Source organism: Arthrobacter sp. 9V, from assembly GCF_902506065.1.
Lineage (GTDB): Bacteria > Actinomycetota > Actinomycetes > Actinomycetales > Micrococcaceae > Arthrobacter.
On sequence record NZ_LR732912.1, the window covers coordinates 3769175 to 3783489 of the forward strand.

Sequence of the window (14315 nt, forward strand, 5' to 3'; positions counted from 1 at the left end):
CGCAGCGGTGAGGGGCCCTGCTGTTTGGCTTGGAGGTCCTTTGACAACTCGAGTCGCTAGCGGCCCAGAATGCTCCGGGCAATCTCGTCGGCATCGCGCAGGGTCCGCTGCCCGCTCGCGTAAGCCGGTCCGGTGCGGGGCCTGGCCTCCGCGGCAATGGCCGTCCCCCACTGCGAAGCTGAGAGTTGGAGGCCCAGGACGTACAGGTTCTCCGTGATGGATCCGTTGGCTGCCAACGGCCTGTAAGGGTGCGGTTCCACATCAAGCCCCGTGGTCTGCATGGGGGTTCCCTCAACACTCATCATGATCTTGGTGCGCACCAGGCCATCGGCCATGAGCTGCTCCAGCAGGGGCGAGAGGTTGATGCCCACCCTGTTGGCCGGCGACATCGCCTCGATAAGAGTGCGTGCTTCAACCGGAGAGTCGTGAACCCACGGCGAAACCGCCCGGAACACTTTGGCTCCCCGATCCACACTGAACTTCGGGTCCGGACCCACAAAACTCACGACGCCGGCACGCGCCAAAGCGGCCAACTGCTCCGACCGCAGGGCAGGGGCCCCGCTGGCCAAACCTTCAACGAAGGACTCGAACCAGCCGCGCAACCCGGCCAACCAGGATTCATCGGTGATTCCACCGTCCGCCACCACGGATTTGAGAATGGCCCGTCCAGTGTGCAGGGCACCAATGGCCATCTTGACGGGGTCCTCCTCACCCAGTGCTGATCGGCGGGCATCATCATCAAGATAGGCGGTGATAGCGGCATCCAGCTCGCCCCGCGAAGCGAACGTCCTTCCCGCGAGCGGCGCTGCAAGGCCCCTCAGATTCAAGCGCCGGGAAGCGACCACGTGTTTTTCAACGAGGTTTCCCACCTCAATCTCCCAGTTGGCAGTGGTGTGCGCATGGGGTTGGAGTGCATCTTCAAGATCGGCCAGGAACTGCGGAGGATCTTTGATGGAGGCCGGTTGGGACCGGGCGAGAGTGGAATAGTAGGCCCACAGTGCATCGCGGTGAAGCAACGGCCAGAGGTCATGATCGAACCCCGGCTGGATACCGGCTGCGCGGAACCGGTCCACAGCGTCTTCTGTGAGGTACCGCATGGTGATGCTGCTGGGGTAATAGCCGGCCAGCCCCGCCTTGGCACGGTACGGGGTGCCCCTTCTTGAAGCAGCAATGATCTTGGGCTCCCTGCCCGATGCCCGGTATTCCAGGACACCTGCGCCAGGTGAACCGGCCTCGACGAACTTGCCGCCCCGACCCTCCGTCAACTGCCCCATGACGTCAAAAAAGTTCAACCCCATGCCTCGGACCAGCACGGGCTCGTTGTCCGGCACAGCCTGCCAATCGACGTCGGCCGGTGGGGCGGGCGGGAAATAGAGCAGCCCCTGGTCCGCCGCAGCGCTCTTGAAAGATCGCTGCTCCGGATTCAGCCGAGACTCAATGTGTCCCAGTGCAAGGACCACGGCACCGACGGCAAGCTTTTCGCCGTTGGCGAGTTCGACGTCGAACCCGTCTTCTTTTTCCCGCTTCACAGGACGCGCAGCAACGGCGAGCGTCTGGTGGAAGGTGACCTCGACGCCGTCGGGCAGCCGTTCCAGCAAGCCCGCCAACGTTTGGCGAAGGTACCGCCCGTACAGCGCGCGGCTGGGGAAGTCGTGGGACTCCAGCGTGGACAACTCCGCCTTTTCGGCGTCGTTCAGTCCCTCGTCATCCCGACGACGGGCCTCCCGCCACTGATCGAACGACGTACCTGTGAGTGGAGGAGCAAGCTCAGGATCCTCAGGAATAAGGGTGGGATAGAAAGACTGAGTGTTCATCAAGTACAGACGTGACTGCTCCGGCTGCCACACGTGACCCGAACCTGCGGGGTACGGGTCCACAACATCGATGCGAAGCCTGGCACCCGTGGGGCTGTCCGCGGCCCAATTCGCGAGCAACCGCTCAAGGACACTGGTGCCCCGAGGGCCGGCCCCGATCAGGGCAACACGGTTGGTTTGCGATTTAGCCACGCTCAAGCCTAACTTCCTATGACTTGCTTACCGTTGAAGAGTGTTGCTTGGATGGGGCGATGACCACCACAGAAGCTGATCAGTCGCCACTTCCAGAGAATGAGACCGCGCCGCCCCGCAGCCCGAGGCATGCAGCGGACGTGGCGCCTGAGCCCACGGATGAGAACGTTTGGCTTGAGGACATCCACGGCGAAGAGCAGCTGGCGTGGGTCCGCGAGCAGAATGCCCGCACTGAAGAACTGCTGGAAGACTCCGAGTATGCGGCGGTTGAGGCGGGCATCCTGGAGGTCCTCGACTCCACCGATCGCATCGCCATGGTGTCCAAACGCGGGGATTTTTACTACAACTTCTGGAAAGACCAGGAGCACCCCAAGGGACTCTGGCGCCGCACCACCTGGGAAAGTTACCTCACGGATGAACCCGAATGGGATGTCCTGTTGGACATCGACGCCCTTGCCGCCAGTGAAGGCGTTGAGTGGGTCTTCCATGGTGCGGGTTTCCTCCGCCCGGCCGATGGTTCCGAGTACCGCCTGGCCATGGTCTCGCTCTCCCCCGACGGCGGCGACGCTGACAGGCACCGCGAGTTCGACGTCGAATCCCGCGCCTTCGTAGAGGGCGGCTTTGACCTGCCCACCGCCAAGGGCAATGTCAGCTGGCTGGATGCCGATACTTTGCTCGTCTCAAGCACCGCGGACGGGCTGCCGGCCACCACATCGTCCTATGCGCGGACCGGCGTGAAGCTTCGCCGCGGCCAGACCATTGCCCAGGCTGAGCGGCTCTTCGAAATCCCTGAGGACCACATGCTGGCCATGGTGGCCCACGACTCTACCCCCGGCTATGAGCGGACGTTCGCCGTGGACTACATCGACTTTTACAACCGGAGGACGTCCCTGCTGCGCGACGATTCCTGGGTGGCAATCGACGTTCCCACCGATGTGAACATCAGCGCCCACCGGGACTGGCTGCTGTTCCGTCCGCAGCAAGACTGGGATGTTTCAGGAGTTGTCCACCCGGCCGGCTCGTTGCTGGCCGCCGACTTTGACTCATACTTGGCAGGCAACCGTTCAATGCTGGTCCTGTTCACCCCAGATGCGCACACGTCACTGCAGTCCTGGAACTGGACCAAGGACTACCTCCTGCTGAACCTCCTGCGTGACGTCTCCTCCGAAATCCGCGTGCTTGACCCGTCTGTTGTTGACTCCGAGGGCGGCTGGGCGTCCAGCGTCCTGGATGCCTGCCCACCCCTGCACGACGTCAATGCCTACGCTGTGGACGACGAAGACGCCGGAGCTGAAGGCAACGACTTCTGGCTGGTGGCAACCGGCTTCACCACGCCCACTACGCTGACTCGCGGGACGCTTGTTGCCTCCACGTCCGGGGACTCCGAGGGCGCCGGGGACTCCGGCGTGGCGAGCCAACATGCCGAGGTGAAGCGGTCGCCGTCGTTCTTCAACGAGTCCGACTACGAAGTCCAGCAACACTTCGCCGTTTCCGCCGATGGCACCAAGGTTCCCTACTTCCAGGTAGCGTCCAAGGACTTGGTCCTGGACGGCCAGAATCCCACGCAATTGTCCGGCTACGGCGGCTTCGAGATTTCCCGGACGCCTGCGTACAGCGGAACCATCGGCCGGGCATGGCTTGAGCGCCGAACCTCTGGTGTAGCGTCCGACGACGGTACCGTCGCCCACTCACGGGGCGGGGTCTACGTGGTTGCCAACATACGCGGAGGTGGCGAATACGGGCCCTCCTGGCACCGGGCAGCCCTGCAGGAAAACCGGCACCGCGCCTACGAGGACTTCGCAGCCGTGGCCAAGGACCTCATTTCGCGGGGCGTCACCAGCCGCCGCAGGCTTGGGTGCGTCGGCGGTTCCAATGGAGGCCTCTTGGTGGGCAACATGCTGACCCAGTACCCGGAATTGTTCGGTGCTGTGTCCTGCGGGGTGCCGCTCCTGGACATGCGCCGCTACACCAAGCTTTCCGCAGGATACTCATGGATTGCCGAATATGGTGACCCCGATGTCCCGGCGCAGTGGGAGTTCATCCGCACTTTCTCGCCGTACCACTTGCTGCGCGATGGCGTGGAATACCCGGAGACGTTCATCTGGACTGCCACCTCCGATGACCGTGTGGGACCAGTCCAAGCCCGCAAAATGGCGGCACGCATGCAGGCCATGGGCATCCCGAACGTCTGGTTCCATGAGGCCTTGGAAGGAGGCCACGCAGGAGCATCGGACAACCGGCAGGCCGCAGCCCTGCAGGCCCGGAGCAACCACTTCCTGTGGCGTTCCTTGGCCGGGAGCCGCTGACCTTCCCCGCTTCGATGGTTCCCTGCTGAGAGTGCCGCGCGCTCGGCATGGCTGGCAGGGAATCATCGAATTGGCGAGCTTGGCCGAAGCTGTTTTGCGCTGGACGGCACGTTCTGCGTATCCTTGGTGGGCTAGCAATAGCAAAGGGAGACGTGCCAGAGCGGCCGAATGGGCTTCACTGCTAATGAAGTGTGGGGCACAACTCCACCGGGGGTTCAAATCCCCCCGTCTCCGCGAACAGGTCCCGGTTTTCGAACCGGGACCTTTTGCGTTTAAGGATCACCCTGCCCGGGTATCCGCCAAGGGCAGGAGCTCAGCCGCGCTTGGCTCCGCCGCCGGCCTTACTTCCGCCGCTGACTTCGGCCCCGGCGTGACGGTGGAGGCTCAGGCTGTCCGCAGTGCTGATCAGCATCAGGACGGCCATGGCAATGAACGCCCCCTTGTACGCCGCCACCTGATCCGCCCCGAACACATGTGTGGTTTCAAACAGGCGCAGGAAGAGGGCACCCACCGCGATTCCTGCTGCCGCCGCCAGCTGAACGAGCGTTGCGGAAATGGCGTTGGCTGAGGGCAACTGCTCCGGGATGATGTCCGCATACTGAACCGAGGCGTACGCGGAGAATCCGATGGAGCGGAACGCGCCGCTGAACAGCAGCAGGGCAAAGATGAGGGGTTCGGGTGTTTGAGCGTCCAGGAAAGCGCACAAGGCAAAGGTCACAGCCGAAGCAAGCGATGCAAAGACGAGCACCGCTTTGAACCCAAAGCGCCTGATCAAGGGCGTGGTGGCCGGCTTGATGCCGATGTTGCCTACGAACACGGCCGCCACCATCACCCCTGCCTTCAAGGGATCCCAGCCAAAGCCGTCCTGGAACATCAGGGGCAGGAGGAAAGGAACCGAACTGATGGTCAGTCGGTAGATGAATCCACCAGTGGAGGTGGCCCTGAAAGTCCGGGTGCCAAAGACGCTGAGATTGAACAGGGGAACGCGCCTTTTTCTCATCCACCACACGGCACCAGCCAAGGACAACAGGCCTCCGACCACCACCATCACAGCGAGCACATTGGAGGAGTGGCCTCCCAGGGTTTCCAGTCCCACTACCAAGGCACCCACGCCAACCGTGGTGAGAAGGAGCCCGAACCAGTCGAGCCGGCGTTTGGCATCAAACGTTGTTCGCGGCACCAGCCGGAGTGCTGCAAGGAAGGCGGCGAGGCCCAGCGGGACGTTGATGATGAAGATCCAGTGCCAGGACAGGAAGGTGGTCAGCGCACCGCCCACCAACGGCGCCAGGACCGGTGCCAGCAAGCCAGGCCATACGAGATATGCGGTGGCGCGGAGAAGCTCGGATTTGGGCGTGCCCCTCAGAACTACCAGAGTGCCCACTGGGACCATCATGGCTCCGCCCATTCCTTGGGCTATGCGGCTCAAAGTCAGCATTGTCAGGTCCGTGCTGATGGCGCAGAGCAGAGAAGCGATAGTGAAGACCGAGATCGCCAGGCAGAAAATTCTGCGGGCACCGAATCGCTCGGCCAGCCAACTGCTCAACGGGATACCCATCGCCACCGTCACCAAGTAGGCGGTCATGGTGATGTTGATGTCTGCTGGTGCCACGCCGAAGTCGGAGGCGATGCTGGGAATGGCCGTAGTCAGGATGGTGCCGTCGAGGAACTCCATGAAGAACGTAGCTGCCACCAGAAGGGCCAGGCGTGGCCGCCAACTGGTTTGGCCGGGAGTTTCGACGTCGGCGCTCGGTTTTGTGCTCATTGCTCCGGTCCAAGTTCTTCGCTGGCGGCCCGCGATGGATAAGCAGGCGTGTTTGCTCGATCCTATATTTGTGCGATGAGAGCGATCACAAGATGACGTAGTCCTACGGGCATGGCCCCTAGCAGTACGTAACCGTGCCGGCGCAGGGACCATCCTGCCGAAAACTACCGTCGGGAAGCTACCCGGCTTGTGCCAGCGCTAGTGGGAGGACCGCGCCGACACCGGCTTGGCGCAAGACCCGGGCAGAAACAGTCATGGTCCAGCGGCTGTCAATGATGTCGTCCACCAGCAACACGGGCTGGCCTCCCGCACCGGCCAACGCCTGAGCGAGCTCGGGACCAACAACAAGGCGGTCCCAGACGCCGGCCAACCTGTAGGCGCTGTTGCCTCCTCGTGCTCCGGTTGGTCCTCCGTGTTGGGGCTGCAGCTGGCCGAGATAAGGCATACGCCCGATTCCGGCAATGCCCTGCGCCAGGGATTCCACCAGCTGTGGCTTACTGCGGGATGGGATACTGACAACCGCCGCGGGGCGTCCTACGCCGCTCCACGGTGTTCCCCCTTCTGCCCCTGACCATTCGCGCAATACTTGGACACAGGCCTGCAACATGGCTGGATCTACGGCGCGGTCCGGGGCCCCGGCCGCGAACAACTCCCTTAAAGCACCGCCCCACCCCAGATCCGTGAGCCTGGCAAGGACCCGTCCTTCGGAGACGTTCTCGTCCGGCTTGATCTTTCCCTTGACGGCAACACCCAGCCGGTCCATGCCACTGGGCCACTGAAGGCGCGGCTCAACGGCTATGCCTGCTCGCCGGAGAGTTTGGCCCGCGGCATCGGCGGCCGAATCGGATACATCCACAGGGAACCATCGCCCGGCGCAGTTGTCGCAGCGTCCGCACGCGGCTGCAGTTTCGTCGTCCAGCACGGAGGTAATGAACTCCATGCGGCAGCCCGCGGTGTCCTGGTAGATCACCATTGAGTCCTGTTCGTCCACCCGGGCCTCGGCAATGCGTGCGTAGCGCTCGGCGTCATAGTTCCACGGTGTGCCGGTTGATCGCCAGCCGCCTCCAACGCGTTCCACTGCACCATCAACCGCCAGGACTTTGAGGAGGAGTTCCAACGGTGTCCGGCGAAGATCTACACGGGCTTCCAATGCGACAGTGGAAAGAGCTGCCCCCGCCTCCCCCAGCACGCTCAGCACGGCGTCGGCTTTCTCGGCCGAGGGCATGGATGCTGTAGCGAAGTACTGCCAGATTTCGCGGTCCTCGGAGCCCGGAAGCAGCAGGACATCCGCATTTGCTGCTCCACGGCCTGCGCGCCCAACCTGTTGGTAGTAGGCCACCGGAGACGACGGCGCGCCCAGATGGATCACAAAGCCAAGGTCTGGTTTGTCGAAACCCATACCTAGTGCAGAAGTTGCCACAAGGGCTTTGACTTGGTTGTCCTTGAGGAGTTGCTCAGCGCGCTCCCGGTCTGCGGGGTCCGTCCGTCCCGTGTAGGACAGGACGTTGTGCCCGGCCTCCGAAAGTAGCCGCGCAGTGTCCTCGGCTGCCGAAACAGTAAGGGTGTAGATAATGCCGCTGCCGGGCATGTCTGCAAGGTGAGTCAACAGCCATCCAAGGCGATCCCGGGAATCGGGCAGCGTCAGGACACCGAGCCTCAACGATTCACGACCCAGCGCGCCACGGATGGTCAGCACTCCCGCGCCAAGCTGTTCCTCGATGTCATGAACCACCCTGGAGTTGGCGGTGGCTGTGGTGGCCAGGACGGGGACAGAGTCCGGCAACTGGGCAATGAGGTCCGCAATGCGGCGGTAATCAGGGCGGAAGTCGTGTCCCCAGTCCGAAATACAGTGTGCCTCGTCAATGACCAGGAGACCGGTCCTACGAATGAGCTCCGGGAGCTGGTTCTCCCTGAAGGAAGGGTTGGTGAGCCGTTCAGGGGAAACCAGAAGGACATCTACCTCGTCCGCGGCCAACCGTGCCAGCACCGTGTCCCATTCCAAGGCGTTCGCGGAGTTGATGGCGACGGCCCGCACCCCTGCCCGGGCAGCAGCGGCCACCTGATCACGCATGAGGGCAAGCAAAGGCGACACAATAAGCGTTGGTCCGGCGCCCCGTCGACGCAGCAACAACGATGCTACGAAGTAAACCGCTGACTTACCCCAGCCGGTACGCTGGACCACCAAGGCCCTCCGGCCGGCGTCCACCAAGGCCTCAATAGCTTCATACTGTCCGTCATGGAACTGTGCTTCGGGGTGGCCCACCAACTCACGGAGGCAAGCCAGCGCCTGCTGATGGGTTGTTGATTGCACGGAAACGGCAGAGACTGGGGAGTTGTTGGCCATAAACCCAGTATTCCAGCCGACCCTGACTGCCAGAACCCGGCGGTTCTGCTATGTGGACAAGGGTTTTCCACAGGCCTGGCATTCAGTTCAACCCCAATTGCCTTGCCACAGTAGGATTGAGCCCGTGACTAGTGAGCAGAACAAGACATTCGACCTCTCGGCTTCCTTCAAGGCGTACGACGTCCGGGGCATCGTGGGTGAAACCATCACGGCCGAAATCGTCGAGGCCGTTGGCGCTGCCTTCATCGACGTTCTGGGCTTGGAAGGTGAAACTGTATTGGTTGGCGGCGACATGCGCCCCTCCTCTCCGGAGTTCAGCCAAGCCTTTGCCAACGGGGCAGCCACGCGTGGTGCGAACGTCCAGTTGCTTGACCTCATCTCAACCGACGAGCTCTACTACGCCTGCGGTGCACTGAACGCTGCCGGCGCCACATTTACCGCCAGTCACAACCCGGCCGCATACAACGGAATCAAGATGTCCAAGGCCGGCGCCCAGCCCATCTCCTCCGAAAGCGGCTTGAAGGAAATTCAGGCCCTCGCCGAGCAGTACCTGAACACAGGCATGATCCCCGCGGCAGCCACACGGGGCGAAATCGGGGTCCATGACGTCCTGAAGGACTACTCCGAGTACCTGCGGAAGCTCGTAGACCTTTCCGGGTCCCGTCCGCTGAAGATCGTGGTGGATGCAGGCAACGGCATGGCCGGCCTCACCACCCCTGCCGTACTCGGCGACAAACTCCTCCCGGCGCTGCCCTTCGAGATTGTTCCCCTCTATTTCGAACTCGACGGCTCGTTCCCGAACCACCCGGCCAACCCCCTGGAGCCGGAGAACCTTCGCGACCTCCAGGCCGCGGTGGTCAAGCATGGCGCCGACATCGGCCTCGCATTCGACGGCGACGCGGACCGCTGCTTTGTCATTGATGAAAAGGGCGAGCCCGTTTCTCCGTCTGCCATCACCGGCATGGTGGCCCGGCGGGAGATTGCCCGCGCTCAGGCGGCAGGCGAAGAGACCCCCGTGATCATCCACAACCTCCTCACCTCCAAAGCGGTGCCCGAGCTCGTTGCCAAGGACGGCGGCCGTGCCGTGCGGACCCGCGTTGGACACTCCTTCATCAAGGCCGTCATGGCTGAGGAAGGTGCCGTATTCGGCGGGGAGCACTCAGCGCACTTCTACTTCCGGGATTTCTGGAACGCTGACACCGGAATGCTTGCCGCCATGCACGTCCTCGCCGCCCTGGGTGAGCAGGACGGTCCGCTCTCCGAGCTCGGCCGCCAATACGAGCCTTACGTCTCCTCAGGCGAGATCAACTCCGAGATCGAGGACAAGGTTGGTGCCGTGGAGCGCGTTCGTGTCGACTTCGAAACCGAAGACATCGACATCGACCACATGGACGGCAGCACCTTTACGGCCAAGGACGGCAGCTGGTGGTTCAACCTCCGCCCGTCCAACACGGAGCCTTTCCTGCGCTTGAATGCAGAAGCGAAGGACCAGGCCACCATGGAAAAGATCCGCGACCGCGTACTGGCGCTGGTCCGGGCCTAGGAACCCGTATGAGCGAACAGCCTGCCAGCGCGCCCACCGAGGGAGAATCAGTCCAGGACCGCGAACTCCGCGAGACCCTGGGTACAGCACTGGGGACAGCCCAGGAGCACATCCAGCAGAACGGCGGCTTCTTTCCGTTCGGCGTCACACTCTCGAATGATGATGAACTGCGGATCGTGATGATCGCCCCGGGTGAGCCGGACGAGAATGGCGAGGTGGATGCCGGCCAGATGTTGATCGACATCCAGGAACTCCTGCGCCAAGGCCGCGACGATTTCAAGGCTGTAGCTGTTGTGAGTGACGTCAGTCTGCCGGATCATGGATCTGACGGCATCCATGGTGCAGCCGAACACAGGGATGGCGAAGTCCTTGCAGCGATTATTCCGTACAATCCCACGGTGGACGGTTTCGCCTTCAGCGCCATGGAGCCCGATACCCATGAACCATCCATTTGGGTGGACTAGACCCTTAACCGTGAGCTGATCCCATGAAAATCAACGCCTTCGCAGATGTCAGCCTCCGTGCCATCATGGTGTTGGCTGCGGCTCCCGAAGGCCTCCTGCTGACCACCCAAGCAGTGGCCGATGCCGTGGGAACTCCGTACAACCACGTGAGCAAGGCGATGGTTCGCTTGCGGGCTTTGGGCTACATCGACGTTGAACGGGGCCGGCTCGGCGGGTCCCGGCTCAATGAAGCCGGGCGGAGGGCCACAGTTGGGGAAGTCCTACGGCACCTGGACAGCAGGCAGGATCCAGCGGAATGCCAGTCCCCCACAAAAAACTGCCCTCTCATCAATGAGTGCGGCCTGCGTCATGCCATGAACAGGGCCAGGGAAGCGTTCTACACCGAGCTCGATTCGGTGGTTATTGCCTCCCTCCCCCATGCACGCCAGATGAACCCGGTGTTCCAATCCATAGGTCTGCGGCCCGAGATCAGGACCCCCGCCACGCAGTCGTAGTTTCGTCCTACACGGTTTGCACAACTCTTCTACAGGGTGTAGAAATTGAGGTGTAAATATAAGCATTCCAAATGCTTATATATCCAGCCGGAAATCGGCCCCTACACCAGGAGAACCATGCTCTCGGAAAAGTCCCGCCCCATCATCGAAGCCACTTTGCCCCTGGTTGGTTCACGGATCGGCACCATCACGGTCGACTTTTACAATCGGCTCTTTGCAGCGCACCCTGAGTTGCTCGATGGGTTGTTCAGCCGTTCCAACCAGCGCTCCGGAGATCAGCAGCGGGCCTTGGCCGGGAGCATCGCGGCATTCGCTACCCACCTGATCAACAATCCGGGCACCCTCCCCGAGCAAGTACTGTCCCGCATTGCCCACAAGCACGCATCGCTGGGAATCAGCGAGGATCAGTATGGAGTGGTCTACGAGCACCTCTTCGCAGCCATCGCCGCGGACTTGGCCGAGGTCATCACGCCCGAAATCGCCGAAGCATGGACAGAGGTCTACTGGCTGATGGCAGATGCCCTGATCAAGCTTGAGAAGGACCTCTACGCTGCCCAGGCGAACAACAAAATGTGGATGCCCTGGCGAGTGACCGGCAAAGAGGCCGCAGGGGTGGATTCCATGACCTTCACTTTGGAACCGGCCGACGATACTCCGGTGACACCGGCAAAGCCTGGCCAGTACGTCAGCGTCAAGGTCCAACTTCCGGATGGACTGCGTCAAGTTCGCCAGTATTCGCTCTCCGGTGATGCCGGCACCAGCAGGGTCTTCACTACCAAGCTAAACGACGGCGGTGAAGTATCCACCGCCCTTCACGCCGGCGTCGAACCTGGCCATATTCTTGAAATCTCGAACCCTTACGGCGAAATTGTCCTCAAAGAAGGAGATGGTCCGGTCATCCTGGCATCCGCAGGTATTGGCTGCACCCCCACGGCGTCCATCCTTCGCTCGCTGGCGCAGAACGGCACCCACCGGCAGGTCATGGTCCTTCACGCCGAGAAGACCATGGAAAACTGGGCCCTCAGCGGCCAGATGACCGCGGACGCAGCAAAGATCGACGCCGATCTCAGGCTTTGGCTCGAAACACCGCACGCCTCGGCCAGCCAGGGTTTCATGTCACTGCGCGAAGTGGACATGCCGGCCGATGCTTCGCTTTACCTTTGCGGGCCGCTTCCCTTCATGAAGAAGATTCGCAACGAAGCCATCGACGCCGGGATTCCGGCAACCCGTATTCACTACGAAGTCTTTGGCCCGGACGTTTGGCTCGCCAACTAAAGGCCGGCAACCCACCTGCACGAAGAACGACGGCGGCCCGTCACCTTTCCTCAAAAAGGTGACGGGCCGTCGTCGTTCACTTAAGAACGCCGTTGTTCCTAAGAGGTCTAGCCCAGACGGGTCTTGAGACCGTCCAGTTCGGACTGGAGTGCCGACGGGAGCGACTCGCCGAAGTTGGCGAACCATTCTTCGATGGACGCCAGCTCGGTTGCCCACTCCTGCGGATCGACGCGAACAGCCGACTCAACCTCGGCCGGAGTCATGTCCAGGCCCTCGAGGTCGATGGATTCACCGGTGGGTACGAAACCGATGGGGGTTTCCACAGCGTCAGCCTTGCCTTCGAGACGCTCGATGGCCCACTTGAGCACGCGGGCGTTGTCTCCGAAGCCAGGCCAGGCGAAGCCACCCTCAGCCGTGCGACGGAACCAGTTGACCAGGAAGATCTTGGGCAAACGCTCCGGGTTGGCCTTGGCGGACAGGTTCACCCAATGGTTCAGGTAGTCGCCTGCGTCGTAGCCGATGAACGGCAGCATGGCCATGGGGTCGCGGCGAACCACGCCAACGGCACCGGCGGCAGCTGCCGTGGTCTCGGAGGACAGCGTTGAACCCATGAAGATGCCGTTCGACCAGTTGCGGGCCTCGGTGACCAGCGGGATGGTGGTCTTGCGGCGGCCACCGAACAGGATCGCGGACAGCTCCACGCCGTCCGGGCTGAAGTACTCCTCGGCCAGCATGTCGATCTGGTCGATCGGCGTGCAGAAGCGGGAGTTCGGGTGCGCAGCGGGTGCATCGGAGTCCGAGGTCCAGGACTCTCCGCGCCAGTCGGTCAGGTGTGCCGGAGTTTCCTCCGTCATGCCTTCCCACCAGACGCCACCGTCGTCGGTCAATGCCACGTTGGTGAAGATGCTGTTGCCCTTGGCGATTGCACGCATGGCGTTGGGGTTGGTGCCCCAACCGGTGCCCGGTGCCACACCGAACAGGCCGGCCTCAGGGTTTACAGCGCGGAGCTCGCCTTCCTTGCCGAAGCGCATCCAGGTGATGTCGTCGCCAAGGGTCTCAACTTTCCAGCCCTTAATGGTGGGGTCAAGCAACGCGAGGTTGGTCTTGCCGCAAGCAGACGGGAAAGCAGCGGAGATGTAGTAGGTCTTCTGTTCCGGGGAGGTTAGCTTGAGGATGAGCATGTGCTCGGCCAACCAACCTTCGTCGCGTGCCATCACCGAAGCGATGCGCAGCGCGTAGCACTTCTTGCCCAGGAGGGCATTGCCGCCGTAGCCGGAGCCGAAGGACCAGATGGAGCGCTCTTCGGGGAAGTGCACAATCCACTTGTCCGTGTTGCAGGGCCATGCGACATCAGCCTGGCCGGCTTCCAGCGGCGCGCCCAGCGAGTGGAGGGCCGGAACGAAGAAGGCATCAGTCTGAGTGATGCGGTCAAGGACATCCGTGCCAATGCGGGCCATGATGCGCATGGAGGCCACAACGTAGGCGGAGTCGGTGATCTCGACGCCAAACTTCGGGTCCTCGGCGTCCAGGTGGCCCATGACGAACGGAATGACGTACATGGTGCGGCCGCGCATTGAGCCGGCGAATAGTCCGCGCAGCTTCTGCTTCATTTCGGCCGGGGCCATCCAGTTATTGGTGAAGCCTGCGTCGCGCTCGTTCTCGGAGCAGATAAACGTCTGCTCTTCCACACGGGCAACGTCGGCGGGGTCAGAGAACGCCGCGAAGGAATTCGGGAACGTTTCCGGGTTGAGCCGCTTCAGCGTGCCGGCCTCGACCAGTTCGTCGGTGAGCTTCTTGTTTTCTGCTTCGCTGCCATCAACCCAGTGGATGCGGTCCGGCTGAGTCAGCTCGGCAACTTCCTCAACCCAGGCCAGAAGGCGTGCATGCGTAGTAGGTGCCTTCTCAAGCAGCGGCAGTCGCGCCAGATCGCCCATTGCGGTTCCCTTCCTCGGGTTCAGTGGTGTGTCCTAAACGATAGGGGCCGCGGACCAGACCAATCCGCTGTCAGACATCGGACATCCGAAGGGGCAGGAGGCGAAAACCGCTAGAAATAAGGGTTCTGGGAACCAAGAAGCGGAATTTAAGTGACGAAGGTCACGTAGACCGGTCTAGTTGCGTAGA

At 62.2% G+C, this 14315-nt stretch carries 9 protein-coding genes and 1 tRNA gene; 6 read left to right on the top strand and 4 right to left on the bottom strand.

The features are described 5' to 3' along the window. Nucleotides 1–56 precede the first annotated feature (56 nt). Entirely contained in the window at nucleotides 57–2006 is a 1950-nt protein-coding gene (locus BACI9J_RS17290; RefSeq protein ID WP_159735451.1) for an FAD/NAD(P)-binding protein, read from the bottom strand. Between the two features lie 59 nt (nucleotides 2007–2065). Here BACI9J_RS17290 and BACI9J_RS17295 point away from each other — a divergent pair, with 59 nt between their 5' ends. Then, complete coding sequence (locus BACI9J_RS17295; protein WP_159735452.1) at nucleotides 2066–4312, top strand: prolyl oligopeptidase family serine peptidase; 2247 nt, start codon at nucleotides 2066–2068, stop codon at nucleotides 4310–4312. Between the two features lie 146 nt (nucleotides 4313–4458). Next, nucleotides 4459–4546, top strand: a tRNA-Ser gene (locus tag BACI9J_RS17300). A 79-nt stretch (nucleotides 4547–4625) separates the two neighbouring features. On the opposite strand, the gene BACI9J_RS17305 is transcribed toward BACI9J_RS17300, so the two are convergent. Together BACI9J_RS17305 and BACI9J_RS17310 are read right to left on the bottom strand one after the other, a co-directional pair. Further along, nucleotides 4626–6074: an MFS transporter gene (locus BACI9J_RS17305; RefSeq protein ID WP_159735453.1), complete on the bottom strand. Its 1449-nt coding sequence runs from the start codon at nucleotides 6072–6074 to the stop codon at nucleotides 4626–4628. Between the two features lie 178 nt (nucleotides 6075–6252). Next, the gene (locus BACI9J_RS17310; RefSeq protein ID WP_159735454.1) at nucleotides 6253–8418 is read right to left on the bottom strand and encodes a RecQ family ATP-dependent DNA helicase; all 2166 of its coding nucleotides are present in this window, start codon (nucleotides 8416–8418) and stop codon (nucleotides 6253–6255) included. A 124-nt stretch (nucleotides 8419–8542) separates the two neighbouring features. Between BACI9J_RS17310 and BACI9J_RS17315 the strand changes: the two genes are divergently transcribed. The 4 genes from BACI9J_RS17315 (at nucleotide 8543) to BACI9J_RS17330 (ending at nucleotide 12194) form a co-directional block, all read left to right on the top strand. Further along, nucleotides 8543–9961: a phosphomannomutase/phosphoglucomutase gene (locus BACI9J_RS17315; protein ID WP_159735455.1), complete on the top strand. Its 1419-nt coding sequence runs from the start codon at nucleotides 8543–8545 to the stop codon at nucleotides 9959–9961. Between the two features lie 8 nt (nucleotides 9962–9969). Then, on the top strand, nucleotides 9970–10425 hold the full coding sequence (locus tag BACI9J_RS17320) for a hypothetical protein (RefSeq protein WP_159735456.1): 456 nt from the start codon (nucleotides 9970–9972) through the stop codon (nucleotides 10423–10425). 23 nt (nucleotides 10426–10448) lie between these two features. Next, nucleotides 10449–10919, top strand: coding sequence for an RrF2 family transcriptional regulator (locus BACI9J_RS17325; protein WP_159735457.1), 471 nt, complete (start codon nucleotides 10449–10451; stop codon nucleotides 10917–10919). A gap of 117 nt (nucleotides 10920–11036) precedes the next feature. Next, nucleotides 11037–12194, top strand: coding sequence for a globin domain-containing protein (locus BACI9J_RS17330; protein ID WP_159735458.1), 1158 nt, complete (start codon nucleotides 11037–11039; stop codon nucleotides 12192–12194). Between the two features lie 107 nt (nucleotides 12195–12301). Here BACI9J_RS17330 and BACI9J_RS17335 read toward each other — a convergent pair whose 3' ends face one another. Beyond that, nucleotides 12302–14128, bottom strand: a complete 1827-nt coding sequence (locus BACI9J_RS17335; RefSeq protein ID WP_159735459.1) for a phosphoenolpyruvate carboxykinase (GTP) — start codon at nucleotides 14126–14128, stop codon at nucleotides 12302–12304. Nucleotides 14129–14315: the final 187 nt, after the last annotated feature.